Below are 15,084 nucleotides of genomic sequence, written 5' to 3'. Positions count from 1 at the left end.
ATGAAACTGATAATGACTCCCCAGCGCCAACGCGAATACGCCCCGGCATCTTTCTCCGCCCAGGGCGAAGCGCTCACCGTGACGATCGGCAGTGCGAGCGACATGATCGACTTCGGTCAGGCCGGCCATGGCACCTTCGAGGAGTTCGCCTCCACGACACTGCCGTGGATGCCGGTCCTCAGAGCCATCAAGACAGATGCGGGCCTGACCGTCTGGGTGCTCAACGACTACGGCCCCGAGCCGACGCGCGAGGACGATGAGTCGAAGGACGAGTTCGCCGCACGCTATGCCGAATGGAACCGACAACGCGACGAGTATGAGGTGCAGCTCTGATGGCAACTTTCATTCACACCCCGGCCCCCACCGACGCCGAGCGCCTGGCCGACGCCCAGGCCACGGCAATGCAGCGCCTCAACCAGAACTACGAAGCTGCCGCCGGCCCGCTAATCCGCGACTATCCGGAGAGCGAACGCCTGAGCTGGGGCACCCAACAGGCCGAGGCCACGGCCTACCGGACGTGGCAGAGCGCTGGCGAGCAGGGCGACGCACCCGCCACCCCGGCGCTGGCCGCGATTCTCGCCGGGCGCAACGGCAACGCCGGCACCGAAACGCTCGAGCAGCTCGTCGCCGCCGTGATCGCCCGCGCCGAGGCGTTCATCGCCTGGCAGACGTTCACCGGCACCCGGCAACGCGGCGAGTGGGCAATTCAGGCAGCCACCACGCCCGATGCAGCACTCGCCGTGACCTGGGAGCGTCTGACGGCTGGCTAGTCCAGCAAGCCCCACACCGGCGGTGCGCTAATGAGCGTGCCGCCGGCCTCGCCACGTGCCTGCTCCTGCGACCGACAGGGACAGGGACAGGGACAGGGACAGGCGTCATCCTTTCTGTCTCGATCCGCGATGTCATTATCCTACCCTGTTGTAGGATTTATCTTACACAAGTTGTCTCTGATGTATGATTGAAAAGCCCGAACTCCCTCTCTACACTGCCGCCCGTCATATCACGCCAAACATAATAATCGACCGCTTGAAACCGACAACCAACGCCTTCTGAGTATCCGCGCCAGCGGCGACATCAGTACATCCTCCGGCGCCATCTAAACAATACGGTTTTCCCGATCTCGACCCCGTGCCACGCACCGTTGCGCGCCCGCGCAGACGGCCGGCATCCGCGCGCCGTCGTGACGACACGCGCTCAGCAAGCGACAGGAAAATCATGGGTATCGAGATCGATCAAGCACACGTCCTGGCCTTCAAGGGGATGACCCGGGAAGAGAACCAGCCGCTCATCCGCTATCTCACCGAGCGCATCGCCCAGTCGGAGTTCACTTTCCGGGTCACCTGGGAAAAGGACATGGTGGCCCTGTGGGACAACCGCCTCGTCCATCATCATGCGGTCAACGATTACCACGGCGCGCTGCGGGTCATGGACCGGATCACCGTCAACGACCGGGAGCTCGAGGCATGACGGCCTTCACCTTTCTGAGCGAACACCTGCTGATCACGCTGTTCGTGGTCGCCATCTTCGCCGGCTTCATCGACGCCATCAGTGGCGGCGGCGGGCTCATCTCCCTGCCCGCCATGCTGCTGCTGGGCATTCCGCCCTCGCTCGCGCTGGGTACCAACCGGCTGCAGGCCAGCATCGGCGAAGCGACCTCCTTCGCCACCTACCTGCGCCACGGCCAGCTCGACCGGGAACTGGTGATCGGCGGCATGCTGTTCACCGCGCTCGGCGCCCTGGCCGGCACCGGCGTCGCGCTGATCGCCTCCCACGCGCTGCTCGATACCCTGATCCCGTTCCTGATGCTGGCGATCCTGCTCTACACGCTGTTCTCGAAGAAGCTGCGCCAGGACCTGCCGGCCAGGAAAGTCATGCCGACGCCGGTCTACCTGGTCGCCTTCGGCCTGCTCATCGGCTTCTACAACGGCTTCTTCGGCCCCGGCACCGGCGCCCTGTGGGTCTTCTCGCTACTCATCCTGCAGGGCATGAGCATCAAGCACGCCTCGATGACCTCGAAGCCGCTCAACCTGACCGGCAACGTCGTCTCGCTGGCCTTCTTCATGGCCGCGGGCAGCGTCAACTACGCCATCGGACTCGCCATGGGCGCCGGGCAGATCCTCGGCGCCTACCTCGGCAGTCACCTGGTCATGCGCAACGGGTCGTCAATCGTCAGGCCGCTGTTCATCGTCGTCACCGGCATCATGACAGCGCGGATGTTCTACCAGAACCTGTGACCCCACCTCCGCCCGCCGCCGGCGCGGATCAGACACGTACACTCGCCCGATCGGCGCGGCCGCTTTCATAGACCGGGTCGGGTCGGGTCGGGTCGGGTCGGGTCGGGTCGGGTCGGGTCGGGTCGGGTCGGGTCGGGTCGGGTCGGGTCGGGTCGGGTCGGGTCGGGTCGGGTCGGGTCGGCAACACGGTGGAACGTCTGCTACGCGGGGCTGATACGCAGACACAAAAAAACCGCCATTCAGGCGGTTATCTTCAAGGCTAAAAAGCCTTATCAATCAATCTCTAAGCTCTGGTGCCGACACCAGGAGTCGAACCCGGGACCTACTGATTACAAGTCAGTTGCTCAGATTCAGTCTCTACTGATGCAGCGCCCTCCGCCATTCAAGCTACCAAGTGTCACCTGCAGATCCTTTCTGCACTACATTGGCACAGTCGATAGTGTCTCGATTACATCCGGCATGTCAACCCCACCGAGGAGCTGTGACAGCAATTCAACGCAAAGCCCTGGCGAGCGCCCACCTGACTAGAGCTCAGGCCGTGCATTCAGCGCCCGTCTCATTGCCTCAACATCAGGATGGACGTACCCCAGTGTCGTGCGTACATCCCCATGGGTCAGGATGTTCTGGACCACGTGGAGATTCCTCTCTGGGCTTTCCATGAGGCTAGTGCCCAAGAAGTGTCGAAAGCGGTGAGGAGTAATTCGGCAACCTGAAAGCGAGGATAATGCGGTGAAAAATCGCTCCACCTGCCAGGTATCCATCGTGTCACGCTTGTGCCTATGGCTGAAGCGATTGACGTTGAATAGCTGATCTTTTCTCTTGAACCCACAGCTGTGAGCGGCAACAACAAGCTCGTACATGAATGGATATAGCTCATCCGGTATAGGCAACGTCGTCTCGGAATGAGTTTTGGACCCAATTGCTGATGCGCGAAAGACCCTCTTCTTGAGATTGATATCGCCCGCTTCTATGTGCAGCAACTGGTTCAGACGAATGCCGGTGTGAAAAAAGGTTTCCATGACTACTCGCCAAAACCATGCCGGATGGATTTTTGAGCACTCGTCATAGCTGGACTCGAAGCGCCTGCAGACATCCAAAACCTCTCTAGCATATCGTATTTCGAAAGGCTTCAAACTTTTCTTAGGGATCCGAGGCTGCCTCACTGAAACGTCTGCAAATGGATTGACAGCAGTAGCCACCAGCCCATGTTTAATGCCATAGGTATAAAGTGCCTTGAGATGACGAGCGTAGTTATTCCAACTACTTTCTGTTATGCCTTCTTCACGACCTGCACCTTTCAAGATAGAGGTTCGCCAAGCTATTACAGTCTCACGGCTGACCATGCTTGGATATTCTTGACCGCCAAGAAATTTCCTGAAAATTCTCACTACGCCAACGTAGGTGCTCACACTTTTCGGGCGTAGGTTCTTATCCGCCGCGTAGCGGCTCAACAGTTCAGCAAAGGATACGTCGTACACTACTTTCTCCCTAACCCTCGGCGCTGGTCAGTTTCAAAACCCAGTTATCGGGCGGCACAGGGCGTGCCAGCTCTTCAGGCTCCTTGATCAGATAACCCATTAGATATGTCGTTTTATTCGGACCACTAACGGAAACCTTGTGAATATTCACGCCTTGACTTTTGATATGCCGACCAAGTTTTTGAAAACCACTTTGCACTTGCTTCCACTCACTGCTCACCCCTGATTCGGCAGCAGCGAATTTCTTGAATACACCCGGACTGACCAGAAAGAACGTTCCATCTACTGTGTGGACTACGGCTTTTGTATCGTTCACAACGATGGAGCGATCAGAGACTCCCTGCTTTAGCCAATCCCAAAATTGCTCGCCAACCCCACCAAGGTTGCTGCTCCCCCCGCTACCGGGTGCCAAGTCATCCGAAGAGATATTGGATGTAGCCACTTCTGTCGCCCTTCGTTTCATGTCGTCCACGACGGTCTTAGACTCGACGTCTTCTCCATTGGCTTGCCCATCAATACCAGGTGAGAGATCACTAAAAATGGATAACAGGTCATCATCTAAGCTCCCGCCTGAAGCAATGCTTCCCGAAGAATCAGGAACATCTGTAACAGGAGAATCTTTATTCACTTGCACTGAAGTACTTTCTCCTGCTGCTTTCTTGGCTTCATGCTCTACGCTGGCGCCTATTTCCTGATCGCTGCTTTGTGGCTCCGGGTTGCTGTCCCCAACCTCATCGTAACCAAGTGTAACAACTTTTCCTTTAAAAGGCTCAGGCTTGTCACCCGTTCCCCAGATCAAAGTTGGGGAGATCTTGATCATGTTCAGCGAATAGGCCCAGTCTCCATCCGAGACTTGGCACTTCCATACCGACTTTCCTTCGGCAACCTCTTCTATCAACCCATGCGCTTGCAGCTCGCCGTATAAGCGAGTTAGATCCGAGGGAATGCTCTTCACGCCCTGGTCATAAAGATATGCTTTGAGTTCATTAACGGCTCTAGGTGATACCAGCCAAAGAGCCTCGTCCGTCAGCCAGGCCACACCGCCTTTCTGGTTAAGTTGAAACTGCTCCTTGACCATGTAGCGCAGCCCGTCAGCGAGCTTGCGTTGAAGCGATTCGACGGGCGCAGCGAGCGCCTGCAGCGGATCACCACCCATAGCCTTCGAGACGCTAGCGCGATCCGCCTGGTGTACGATTTCCGCAATGATGCCACCGCGGTCTGTGTGACCAGAGATGGTATAGGTGAGTAACCCGAACAGGCGGGGCTGCGACAGGAGCCAGTCAAGTACGTGCGGGCCCAGCACTTGCTGACATAGCATCGGGTTTAGCGCGGCGTGCAGGTTGTAGTCTCGCCCCGGACGGTATCGAACCCTGTACGGAGCGGGTATCGGACCGTGCCAGAGCCTCCAGGTCTTTCCATCCTCTAAATGAATCTCGATATCGACGAGCGTCTTCGCCACGTCATGCATCAATGCGGCGTAGATGATCGCCGCACTCCATAACTCTCCCGAAGAACTTTGATCTTCGGGCTTGGCCCCCGGGGGTAGCAGGTGACGCTGACGTAGCTTCAGCCCGTAGCACGCCATCTCTAACGCGTGATCGAGCATGCCTCCGGCGTAAGAGTGGTGATGAGACTCCGAGGCGGGAAGCTGCTGCACCAGCTCCGCATAGCGCTGAATCGGTGCCAGGATGTAGTCGTCGAAAGCCTCTTGGGTCAGCGATGTCGTGTCCCAGAGCATTTTGAGCATCTGCTGACGACGCGGTAAGGCGAGGAGTTCTGGTCCACTACTAGGGTACTCCAGCCCCAGCCCCGCTCCCTGCCGCCTCACCGAGCGCGCGCGTCCCCACGAGCGAAGTCGCTCTAGTAGCATCGATCTGTTCCAGCAGCTGAATGATCCGTCTATGAGGCCTGCTGCTTGCTGACGTGCGAAGGAGAAACGTTAATTCAGTTCGACGCGCATTCAGTGCTTCGCGAGCCCTCCCATTGGCAATCATTCGACAGCGCCTGGCTTTCTGATAGATACTGTACATGCATACAGTATTCTTAGGAGCACGCTGCCATGCCCTCATCGACGAAGCGCCAGCAGTCCTATCAAACCCTCGTCCGCCGCATCCAGCAGCAGCTCGCCAGGGCGCGCAATCGCGAGCAGTTCGAGGTCACGCTGTTCCGGCTAGATGAAGACGACCCGATCGCATGGGATCGCATACTCGACGAGTTCGACGAGCTAGATTACGTCACTGTCACCCGGGGCGGCCCCGCCGAAGCGCTGATCGCTTGGGACCCTACCGAAGCGGAGGCAGCGTCATGAACACCATCGTCGATGTCCTTGGCCAGGCCGACCTGGGCGCGCCGCGGTCTTCGATACCGCTCGCCGCAGGCGAGGTCCGCGCGGGCTTCCCGTCGCCGGCGGATGACTACCTCGAGACGACGCTCGACCTGAATGAACTGCTGATCCCGCACCCTACGGCGACGTTCTTCGTTCGGGCCAAAGGGCATTCGATGGAGCGTCACGGGATCTACGATGGCGATCTGCTGATCGTCGATCGCTCTCTTGAGGCGACGGTGGGAGATGTCGTGATCATGGCGGTGGACGGAGAGCTGACGTGCAAGCAGATGCAGAAAATTGGCCAGCGCTACTACCTGTGCTCGGGAAACGAGCACTTCCCGCCAATCCCGCTCGCGGGGTGTGAGTGCCATTGCTGGGGTGTGGTGACAGACAACGTCCATTCGCTGCGACGCGGGCGCTCCGGGAAGTGATCGGGCTCGTCGATTGCAACAACTTCTACGCGTCGTGCGAGCGGGTGTTCCGCCCTGACTGGGAAGGACGGCCGCTGGCCGTACTGTCGAATAACGACGGCTGCGTGATCGCTCGCTCGAACGAAGCTAAACAGTTGGTCGAGATGGGGGCGCCGGCGTTCAAGATCCCTCCCTCCGTACGGCGTGAGCTGATACTGGTCTCGAGCAACTACACCCTATATGGCGATATGAGCCGACGGGTGACCGCGACGCTCCGCGAGTTCACTCCCGACGTCGAGATCTACTCCATCGACGAGAGCTTCCTCGGGTTCGATGGATTCCGGATTGAGCGGCTCAAGGATCACTGCCAGCGGCTTCGATACGTCGTGCGCCGCAATACCGGTATCCCGGTGAGCGTCGGGCTGTCGACCAGCCGGACGCTGGCCAAGGTTGCCAACAAACTGGCGAAGAAAGTGGCCGTTTACGAGGGCGTGTGCCTACTTCAGCCCGATAGCGAGATCACCCGTCGGATCCTCGAGGACACACCCGTCACCGACCTGTGGGGCGTCTCCGGCCGCCTGGGCCAGCGGCTTAGTCAGATGGGGATCGTGACGGCATGGCAGTTGCGGGAGGCAGACCCGAAGCGGATCCGCGCCAGATTCAGCGTCGTGCAGGAACGACTGGTCTACGAGCTCCGTGGCATCGACTGCATCGACACCGACGACTATGGCGAGCCGAAGAAGAACATCATGACCAGTCGGTCGTTCGGGCGGCTGACGTCAGATCCGCAGGAAGTGCGTGCTGCCATCCGCGCCCACGCTGCCCGCGGCGCCGAGAAGCTGCGCAAGCAAGGCAGCGTGGCACGGGCGATTCAGGTTCACCTGAAAACGAACAAGCACCGCGAAGACCTGGCGCAATATTATCCCGCGCTGGTCGTGCAGCTCCCCCACCCCAGTAACGATACCCGCGTGATCGTCGGAGCCGCCCAAACAGCGCTGTCGCGCATCTGGCGCGACGGCTATCGCTACATGAAAGCGGGCGTGATGATGCTCGACCTCGTGCAGGCCGACTCTCTGCAGCACGATATCTTCGACTCCCCGGCGAGTGATGCCGAGCGTGAGCGATCGGCCAAGGTAAGCGCGGTGATGGACGAGCTGAACCGGCGTATGGGCCGCGGCACGGTGAGGCTAGGCGGCACGAGGGGCAGAGCGGATTGGAAGCTCAAGGCGGAGCTGCTGACGCAGCGCTACACCACACGATGGAACGAGTTGCCAACCGCAAAAACATAACCTTACATTGAAGCAAACATCAGGAAGGTTTTAGCTTTTCTAAGATTAGCTCTCGATACTCATCATTCAACTTTGAATTCAACTTTGCAGTGTCCTCTAATATCTTGCCACCCAGATAATCACGCAAACAAATCAGGCATTTGTAAAAATCAGGAATAACACCAGGATAGAAAGATAGACTTTGTTGGCCAGAGTTATCTTTAACCGAATAATCCCCTTCAGCACCAATAGCAATGTTCAAGCGAACATAGCCCGTACTAATCTCCTCGTGCGCATAAACACCATGCCTCTTATCAATTAGATTGTCGTGACAACTCCTTACATCGCTCTTCCCCCCAAAGACTTGTTCAGGTTTAAGCTGTAGCCTAGAAGAATTATTCTTGGCACCCAAAAACAATCTCGCATAACTCACTAACAGCCCGGCCAAAATATAGTCTGCATTAGTGGTGAGCTGCGGAAACACTGCCATCGCAACAAAACGTTTGCCGTTACTGCGTACCATCGATTGCAGCCTATCTAAATCGGTCTCGTTCTCAGTCGGATTGCTGGCATTTGAAATCGCATGCATTGCATCAAGAACATCAGCTGGGATGTCGACGCTACCAATTGGATTAATAATATCTTGGCCAACAAAATCTCCCAACTCATGCAGACAAGAGAGCATGACTCTTGTATCATAATGGACTGATATTAACCACTCCAGACCACTCACTCTTTTGGCAAAGGAAATATTATCTCTCGCAAGCTCACGCAGCAACATAACGCCCCCGTCAAAGAAACGAATCAATACCACCAAATTAAGAACCTAGATTTCTTTATCGGCAACCCCCTAAAAAAATTTAGCCCACGCCCCAACTCAGCATTAGCACTTAGCAACAAAATAAATAATTGAAAAACGCTGGAAAAAGTGTCAAATTAACTTGACGCAGCACATTCTACAGATAAGATTATAGCGGACAATTCAATGAGTGGTCATTGTGCAAGATGCGGTGCCGAATTACGGCTTAAAAAACATAAAGGCGAGAAGTTTTGGGGGTGTTCAAGATACCCCAAATGCACATGGACCAGGAAGCGATTCAAGGACTCTCCAGGATAGATTTTTAAATTGGATTGATGAGCGTGCTGGGCGGCATTTTTTATCGCGGCTCGGCGCTATCGAAAACGTCGGGCCGACGCCCCCGCCAACGCGGAGAGGTCGAGAGTGGGGAAAGCGAACCGACTGCACTTTATCAAATTAAAAAAACGACGGGTATAAAATGAAAGCAACGGGAATTAGCAACAACTTTGAGTTTTTATTACCGGGCAATATCGCTCTCTTACACGGGTATCAATACAAACAAATGGGATGTGACATTAGAATATATGAAGAAATAGACCCCATGATAGACGCCTCAACTGGAGATTATCGTTTCAAAACCCATTTGTGCAATGGGGTAGAACAAGAAGCCAAAGCTTATCTAATCGGAAAAGAGCTAACAGACCTATTTAGAGGCGCGGCGTGCATAACATCAACCTTGGATTACGAAGACAACCCACTCCAACATATCACCCTACAAGGAGTCATCAAAAATGGAAAAAGAATTCACTACAACGAATATCCATCTGAAGCCCCTGGACTGTTTCAAGAAATGTCAAGAACGATCGCACCATCTGCTGCCCATACAAAAACTTTTACAGGGACGCCAGAAACACTTTTGATCGAAAAATGCAAAACTGACACTGCTCTTTATGCGCTACTAAAATACTTTAGCTTTGAGCAAAACTGGGTCACCTTATATAGAGCTTATGACACGCTAAACTATATCTATAAAAATGATGAAAACCTAGAAAAGCCTTTTGAAACCTCAGAGGCAAACCGCTTCAGATGCTCAGCGAACAACTATGTAATAACTGAAACTAGTTCTCGCCATGGATACCAAGGAGAGCCGGAGAAAAAGGTCAGTAGCACCATGACACTGAGAGAAGCACAAAAGTTCATCAGAGATGCTTGCCATGAATACGTTGTTGGTCGGCTTGAGGAATAGAAATACGGGGATCTAAAATCCGCATCTAGCGTGAATTGACCGTTTACAGTATTGGAGCATTTATCCAATGCGAACGTGGCCAAGTATACGTACCCAGCGGTTCTGTGTAGCGAGGATCGGCATCGGCGAGCATGCAGGAGTTGCCTGCGGCCCCGGCGGGTGCAGATAGGCCAAGAAAGCGAAAAGCAAACCATGGACATAGGGAATCATGCAATGGCAAAAAAATAAATTATCGCAAATGGCAGTCTTCAGCTCTCAAAATATTACCGCATCACCCAAAAGGGACTCTCATGAGTTTTAGATTATTTGTTATCGGCAATGGATTCGACTTATTTCATAAATTATCTAGCAGCTTAGCGGACTTCTCCAGGTATGTTAAACAGAAAAATCCAAACCTTCACGAAACCATAGACGAATACTTACAGTTGGAGGGTAACTGGAACACGCTTGAGATGTCTCTCGCGGATTTTGATGCTGAGCGAGCGTTGGACGAGGCTCTAGAGTTCCTACAGCCCTATTCCACAGAAAACTGGAAAGACGCATATCACCACGAGTACCAGTACGAGCTGGGAAAAACAATAGCGGCAGTTTCAACAGAGCTGCTAGCCCATTTCTACAACTGGATAGACTCACTAGACACCACTTGCTTGACTCCAAAGCCACAGTTCAATTTTTCACAATCAGACATCTTTTTAACTTTCAACTACACCAATACACTAGAAGACGTCTATAGTATAGAAGCCACTAACACCCTATCCATTCATGGCAGCATCTCCAATGGCGAGGATCTTATTTTGGGTCACGCATGGGATCCAGAAGAAATACCTGATTACAACAATGTACCAAATCCAGAGGATTTGGACACAAGAGTCATGGAAGGAAATGAGATGGTAAACTCATACTTTCAAGAAACTTTCAAGCCAACAGATGAGATCATAGAAGAGCACCACTCATTTTTTGAGCAGCTGCGCGAAGCATCAATGGTGATAATCATAGGACATTCGCTGTCTTGTGTGGACAGACCATATTTTGAAGAGATATACAAAAACACCCCTCTCGACATTACTTGGCTAGTGACCTATCACAGTGAAGAAGACAAAGCTAATCATCTTGATTTTTTGATCTCAATGGGCATTGAGAATTTCAAGCAGTGCAACACCCAGGATATCGCCCAACAGCTACGCTATTTAATTTTTTCATCTGAGCACAATCTTACTTGAAGGAACTCTATCTTTTATCCTGGCGCCCCTAAAAATAAGGACACCAGGGAATTGCCAGTTTTCAAGATAGAGCCACTGACTAATACTCTGTGATTTTAACAAACTTGGCGTAAGCAAAATCTTGGACGTTAGCTGTCGCACCAAAACGCACCTTACCACCAGGCGCGACATTAGACAAATTGGCTATAGCATTTCCCACCTGCCTATCTTGTTGATCGTATAAATTAAAGCTGATAAAAACTGAGCCCACTACATCTTTACTATTATTAACCGCCTCGCCGACTATACGAGCATAGCCTTGACTATTATCAATCGACACAGAGTTTTCGACAAGAACAACGCCTTGCGCAAAAGCCGACCCAGCGACTAGCCAAAGTGAAGCCATGCAAGTCATGATGATTTTCTTCATTTTACCACCTTTATATTGAGACCTTTGCCTGCACCAACCTCGTTTCATCCTCACCCTAGAGCTGAGGCTATAGCGAATGTGAGTGCAGAACCACTCTAACCGTCATGCTCTTCAATGACTAACCTTCAATTAGATGAGCAAGAAAAAACCCCTCCGAAGAGGGGTTAGGTTTGAAATGATCGCGAACGTCAGGCAACCAGCTGACGGGCCAGCTCCACTTCGACCGACTCGCCATCGCTGTTGAGCGCATCGAGCCCTGATTCGGGAATATCCCCAGAGGTGCTCTGTGCCACCGCGATCTTTGCCGCCATCAGCCGCAGGCAGGCTATTTGTGACGTCTCGGCGTAGCCGAAGAACACCACCCGCACTGCCCGATGCTGACCGATACGCCAGGAGCGCCGCGCGGCCTGCTGCAAGGTGTAGACGTTCCAGCCAGTCTGCATGAACGCGATCGTCGGGAAGTCGAGAAGATCCAGCCCAGTCTTGACCAGCTCCGGATTGGTGATCAGGACATCGATCCCGTTCTCGACCTGATCCGCAATCCAGTCCTCCCGCCGACTGGTGTCGACGCTCGAGCGCAATATGGCCACTTTCAGGCCCTCTTGCTCGAGCACGCGCTTCAGGCGACTCGTGGTATCGCGCTTGCCGGTGTAAGTGGAGTAGACCAGCACCTTGCGGCCCTGGGTTTTCTCCGATCGGCATAGCTCGATCAGTTCGTCCTCCTTCGGCATCGTAGACGCTTCGTCGAAAATCGACTTGGCGAAACTGATCAGCGCCCGCGAACGCGGATGCTTGACCGCTTCCGGTCGAAAACAGCAGTCAGGCCACGCCAGCAGCACATTGAGCACAACGCCCAGCAAGGTGGTGTCCTTGTGTGCCAGCGCTTCTCTCAGCGCCTGTGTCAGCTCTCCAGAGAGCTTGTCGTAGGCACTGGCCTGAGCAGACGACATTGGCACTTCCACGAACTCCTCGTCATAGGGCGGCAGTACATCGCCGCCGATGTCCTTGAGCTTGAGGAAGACCGTGAAGGGCAACACGTAGCGCAGGATGCCCTTGGGGCCAAACCCAGGTGCCTTCACCGTGCGCACCGAGGTTTTCCGCCCCTTCGCCGTCTTGTGTCCAGCGCCCTCACGCTCCGAGTAGATATCCTTGAGGACACCGTGCTCGCGCATGAAAGCCATGGACGCCGCACCCAGTGAATTGCGCTGGGGACGATAGCCGTCTTCGATCATCACCGGTGTCAGGATCCGGAAGAGCAGATAGAACAGGTCGTCGGCGTAGCCGCCCATCAGCGTGCCAGTCAACAAAAGCGTCTTGCGTGCCTTCGCTGCCAGTACACCCATGGCCTGACCCTGGGCCGACCCCGCGTTCTTGTACTCATGCCCTTCGTCGACGATCAGCAGGTCGAAGAATTGGTCGGGGAGATAGCGCTTTATGAACTCGCTCGGCTGGAACCCCCCTTCACCGAAGCCGAATTCGATGTTGGCCATCGCCCGTTCCATTCTCGTTGCCTGTCGATCGTTGAACACCAGGTCGCCGTTCTCGTCCATCAGGTTGATGAAATCGTGCGCGTTGTCGGCGAGCATCGACGACAGAAAAGCCTCGCCGAATCGGTCGATCAGCTTGTCGGCAGTCACCTTGCCGATGGTTGGAATGCGCTGCAGCGCCTTGAGCACCGAACGACGGCGGGCATCCCCTTCGGGCTGCCGCTGTCGTATGAGTGTCCAGAGCTGACCACCGCATCCCGCGCACGCCTGCTGACGCTCGGTCTGCTGGAACGACTCGAACCGGACCGGCTCATTGTCGTTGTCTAGGATCATGCGGCCGCAGTCCGGACACGCCGCGAAGCGTCCTGACAGGGTGCGCCTGGGGATAGCCACCGGTACCCAGTGAAATCCCATTCGCATCCGCACGCGACCCAGCACGAAGAACTCTGGCCGGCCATCGTCTGGCTGCCCCAACTGCTCGCGCAGCTTGAGCAATTTCGCCAGCGTATCCGGTCCATTGAGCACCCAGACTCGAGCTTCGGGCACCGTCTCGAGGATCTCGCGCCGCCACTTGTAGACCAGGTGGGGCGGAGACACTATCAGCGATCGACGATAGCCTTCGGTCGCCATCACGGCGGCGACCGCGATCGCCATCATGGTTTTGCCGGTCCCCATCTCGGCGTTGATCACGCCGGCACGCTCGTTCTGATCCAGTAGCAGTGCGCAGATCGCGTGAACGACGTCTGCCTGTGCCGGGAACGGTTGGCGTGCCAACGCGTTCATCACCGCCTGTCGCGCCGGATCCCCGCGACCGTCATAGACCGGGGGATGGGTGTGGTTGAGCGTATCTAGAAGCCCGTCGCCGAACTCATCGATGAAATCGTTGAGCGCGATGACGTTATCCGGTGCTGTGCAGGGCATGTTCATATCCGTCTCCAATGAAAACGGGCAGAACATGCCCCTACGGGCTAAGTTCTGCCCGTAGGGGTTGGCACGCTCCATGAGCGTGCGTGGTAGTTATGCCGTCTCGGCGTCCGAGTCGACCGGTTCAGATGGTGCCGGCGCATCCAATGCCAGCGTCGAGGTGATTTTGAACAATCGCCCCTTATCAGGAGAGCCAGGCGTGACGTCCCAAGCCATGATGGCTGGCACGAAGCGATCGGTCAGGATTCGACGCTCGCTGATGTTGCCATCGGCGTCCTCGTCGAACTCGACCTTCGAGGACTTCTCCTTGAAGGTATCGCCCTTCACGACCAGTTGGCGCCCTGAGCGCGAAGTCACGATGCCCGATATGCCTCCTGCTGCCAGGGACAGCGCGAGGTGCCAGCTGGAAAGCTGGCGCAGCGGACGTCGCTGCGTGACCCCATCGGTCCAGAATGCGAGGTTGAAGTCGGGCCATAGCCCGCCCAGCTGATTGATCTCCTGCTCCAGCTGTTCGGGTTCCAGCGACATGCGGTAGCAGTGAGGTGTGTTACCGATCGCCGGCGGCACGTCATACAGACCATCACACCAGATCTCGGGCAGCGGCTCGGGCTTAAATTCTCCCAGTCCGATTTGCTGCAGCATCTTCCTGTTGGGTTTAGTCCTGTCGTTGGCCAGTAGTGCATTGCGCTTCGTGCGAACGCCGAAGACGACGACCTGCTTGAACGTATCGACCGCGGCCTCGAACGCAGTCACGCGATCGAAGTGTTGGCTGACCCAGCTCGACAGCTCATCGTCGAAGACATAGTGCGGCACGATCATCACCATGACGCCACCGTACTGCAGCAGGTGAACACAGCGCTGGTAGAACAGCTTTTCCAGCCGCTGTCGTCCCTTGCCGGCATACCCCTTGCTGCCGCCGGTCTCGCTGACGAGATCGCCGTAGGGTGGGTTGAACCACAGCAGCCCAAACGATCGCGGCGAGATGACGGTATCCATCAGATCCGACTGGATGCCGACATCGACCAGGCCCTGCATGTGGTGTGCTCGCTCGAGATTGAACTCGATGCCATAGGCGTCAGTTCGATCCCGGCCCAGACGATAAGCGCTCTCCAGAATCGCGTGCCCTTCGCCGGCGCACGGATCCAGAATGCGCACTCGCTGGTCATGCGAGGTGCCCAATGCCTGAAGGACACGATCGATCGTGTCCTCGTCGGTCGGGTAGTAGCCGTTTTTGGCGAAGTTGCGCGCCAGGCGTGGAAACATCAAAGCCATGGTGGCCTCCC

General features: G+C 55.5%; 15 protein-coding genes and 1 pseudogene. 10 read left to right on the top strand and 6 right to left on the bottom strand.

The window, feature by feature from the left end:
• From ABV408_RS02630 to ABV408_RS02615, 4 genes are all read left to right on the top strand, one after another.
• Window positions 1-333 (top strand): hypothetical protein, encoded by a 333-nt coding sequence (locus ABV408_RS02630; protein WP_353980931.1) that lies wholly within the window; start codon window positions 1-3, stop codon window positions 331-333.
• Window positions 333-770, top strand: a complete 438-nt coding sequence (locus ABV408_RS02625; protein ID WP_353980930.1) for a hypothetical protein — start codon at window positions 333-335, stop codon at window positions 768-770. Before ABV408_RS02630 ends, ABV408_RS02625 begins: the two co-directional genes overlap by 1 nt.
• A 358-nt stretch (window positions 771-1,128) precedes the next feature.
• Window positions 1,129-1,467, top strand: a complete 339-nt coding sequence (locus ABV408_RS02620) for a TauD/TfdA family dioxygenase (RefSeq protein WP_353980929.1) — start codon at window positions 1,129-1,131, stop codon at window positions 1,465-1,467.
• On the top strand, window positions 1,464-2,234 hold the full coding sequence (locus ABV408_RS02615) for a TSUP family transporter (RefSeq protein WP_353980928.1): 771 nt from the start codon (window positions 1,464-1,466) through the stop codon (window positions 2,232-2,234). The genes ABV408_RS02620 and ABV408_RS02615 overlap by 4 nt, the downstream gene beginning before the upstream one ends.
• Window positions 2,235-2,758: 524 nt before the next feature.
• On the opposite strand, the gene xerC is transcribed toward ABV408_RS02615, so the two are convergent.
• Together xerC and mobH are read right to left on the bottom strand one after the other, a co-directional pair.
• The gene (gene xerC, locus ABV408_RS02610) at window positions 2,759-3,712 is read right to left on the bottom strand and encodes a site-specific integrase (protein ID WP_353980927.1); all 954 of its coding nucleotides are present in this window, start codon (window positions 3,710-3,712) and stop codon (window positions 2,759-2,761) included.
• Between the two features lie 10 nt (window positions 3,713-3,722).
• The gene (gene mobH, locus ABV408_RS02605) at window positions 3,723-5,459 is read right to left on the bottom strand and encodes a MobH family relaxase (protein WP_353980926.1); all 1,737 of its coding nucleotides are present in this window, start codon (window positions 5,457-5,459) and stop codon (window positions 3,723-3,725) included.
• Between the two features lie 312 nt (window positions 5,460-5,771).
• On the opposite strand from mobH, the gene ABV408_RS02600 reads away from it, so the two are divergent.
• The 3 genes from ABV408_RS02600 to ABV408_RS02590 are packed head-to-tail and all read left to right on the top strand — an operon-like array spanning window position 5,772 to window position 7,737.
• Window positions 5,772-6,020, top strand: a complete 249-nt coding sequence (locus ABV408_RS02600) for a DUF1654 domain-containing protein (RefSeq protein ID WP_353980925.1) — start codon at window positions 5,772-5,774, stop codon at window positions 6,018-6,020.
• The gene (locus ABV408_RS02595; RefSeq protein WP_353980924.1) at window positions 6,017-6,469 is read left to right on the top strand and encodes a translesion error-prone DNA polymerase V autoproteolytic subunit; all 453 of its coding nucleotides are present in this window, start codon (window positions 6,017-6,019) and stop codon (window positions 6,467-6,469) included. Before ABV408_RS02600 ends, ABV408_RS02595 begins: the two co-directional genes overlap by 4 nt.
• Window positions 6,466-7,737, top strand: a complete 1,272-nt coding sequence (locus ABV408_RS02590) for a Y-family DNA polymerase (RefSeq protein ID WP_353980923.1) — start codon at window positions 6,466-6,468, stop codon at window positions 7,735-7,737. The genes ABV408_RS02595 and ABV408_RS02590 overlap by 4 nt, the downstream gene beginning before the upstream one ends.
• Window positions 7,738-7,756: 19 nt before the next feature.
• Here the strand turns inward: ABV408_RS02590 and ABV408_RS02585 are convergent, their stop codons facing one another.
• Window positions 7,757-8,497: a hypothetical protein gene (locus ABV408_RS02585; RefSeq protein ID WP_353980922.1), complete on the bottom strand. Its 741-nt coding sequence runs from the start codon at window positions 8,495-8,497 to the stop codon at window positions 7,757-7,759.
• A gap of 204 nt (window positions 8,498-8,701) precedes the next feature.
• Between ABV408_RS02585 and ABV408_RS02580 the strand changes: the two genes are divergently transcribed.
• From ABV408_RS02580 to ABV408_RS02570, 3 genes are all read left to right on the top strand, one after another.
• The gene (locus ABV408_RS02580; RefSeq protein WP_353980921.1) at window positions 8,702-8,833 is read left to right on the top strand and encodes a topoisomerase DNA-binding C4 zinc finger domain-containing protein; all 132 of its coding nucleotides are present in this window, start codon (window positions 8,702-8,704) and stop codon (window positions 8,831-8,833) included.
• Window positions 8,834-8,993: 160 nt separating this feature from the next.
• On the top strand, window positions 8,994-9,761 hold the full coding sequence (locus tag ABV408_RS02575) for a hypothetical protein (protein WP_353980920.1): 768 nt from the start codon (window positions 8,994-8,996) through the stop codon (window positions 9,759-9,761).
• Window positions 9,762-9,892: 131 nt separating this feature from the next.
• The gene (locus ABV408_RS02570) at window positions 9,893-10,981 is read left to right on the top strand and encodes an AbiH family protein (RefSeq protein WP_353980919.1); all 1,089 of its coding nucleotides are present in this window, start codon (window positions 9,893-9,895) and stop codon (window positions 10,979-10,981) included.
• A 79-nt stretch (window positions 10,982-11,060) separates the two neighbouring features.
• Here the strand turns inward: ABV408_RS02570 and ABV408_RS02565 are convergent, their stop codons facing one another.
• The 3 genes and pseudogenes from ABV408_RS02565 to ABV408_RS02555 all read right to left on the bottom strand — a co-directional run.
• Entirely contained in the window at window positions 11,061-11,390 is a 330-nt protein-coding gene (locus ABV408_RS02565) for an FxLYD domain-containing protein (protein ID WP_353980918.1), read from the bottom strand.
• Between the two features lie 188 nt (window positions 11,391-11,578).
• Window positions 11,579-13,804 carry a DEAD/DEAH box helicase gene (locus ABV408_RS02560; RefSeq protein WP_353980917.1) on the bottom strand — a complete coding sequence of 742 codons (2,226 nt, stop codon included), beginning with the start codon at window positions 13,802-13,804 and terminating at the stop codon, window positions 11,579-11,581.
• A gap of 159 nt (window positions 13,805-13,963) precedes the next feature.
• Window positions 13,964-15,073 (bottom strand): annotated as a pseudogene (locus ABV408_RS02555) (DUF6094 domain-containing protein); the annotation flags it as partial.
• Window positions 15,074-15,084 lie beyond the last annotated feature (11 nt).

It is taken from the genome of Salinicola endophyticus (assembly GCF_040536835.1).
In the GTDB taxonomy this organism is placed as follows: domain Bacteria; phylum Pseudomonadota; class Gammaproteobacteria; order Pseudomonadales; family Halomonadaceae; genus Salinicola; species Salinicola endophyticus_A.
This window is presented reverse-complemented; position numbering and strand designations above follow the sequence as displayed.

Excerpts from the sequence above, each read along its gene's own strand:
- ABV408_RS02630 (WP_353980931.1), top strand. The coding sequence starts at position 1 with ATGAAACTGATAATGACTCCCCAGCGCCAACGCGAATACGCCCCGGCA.
- ABV408_RS02625 (WP_353980930.1), top strand. The coding sequence starts at position 333 with ATGGCAACTTTCATTCACACCCCGGCCCCCACCGACGCCGAGCGCCTG.
- ABV408_RS02615 (WP_353980928.1), top strand. The coding sequence starts at position 1,464 with ATGACGGCCTTCACCTTTCTGAGCGAACACCTGCTGATCACGCTGTTC.
- mobH (WP_353980926.1), bottom strand. The coding sequence starts at position 5,459 with ATGCTCAAAATGCTCTGGGACACGACATCGCTGACCCAAGAGGCTTTC.
- ABV408_RS02600 (WP_353980925.1), top strand. The coding sequence starts at position 5,772 with ATGCCCTCATCGACGAAGCGCCAGCAGTCCTATCAAACCCTCGTCCGC.
- ABV408_RS02595 (WP_353980924.1), top strand. The coding sequence starts at position 6,017 with ATGAACACCATCGTCGATGTCCTTGGCCAGGCCGACCTGGGCGCGCCG.
- ABV408_RS02585 (WP_353980922.1), bottom strand. The coding sequence starts at position 8,497 with ATGTTGCTGCGTGAGCTTGCGAGAGATAATATTTCCTTTGCCAAAAGA.
- ABV408_RS02580 (WP_353980921.1), top strand. The coding sequence starts at position 8,702 with ATGAGTGGTCATTGTGCAAGATGCGGTGCCGAATTACGGCTTAAAAAA.
- ABV408_RS02575 (WP_353980920.1), top strand. The coding sequence starts at position 8,994 with ATGAAAGCAACGGGAATTAGCAACAACTTTGAGTTTTTATTACCGGGC.
- ABV408_RS02570 (WP_353980919.1), top strand. The coding sequence starts at position 9,893 with ATGCAGGAGTTGCCTGCGGCCCCGGCGGGTGCAGATAGGCCAAGAAAG.
- ABV408_RS02565 (WP_353980918.1), bottom strand. The coding sequence starts at position 11,390 with ATGAAGAAAATCATCATGACTTGCATGGCTTCACTTTGGCTAGTCGCT.
- ABV408_RS02560 (WP_353980917.1), bottom strand. The coding sequence starts at position 13,804 with ATGAACATGCCCTGCACAGCACCGGATAACGTCATCGCGCTCAACGAT.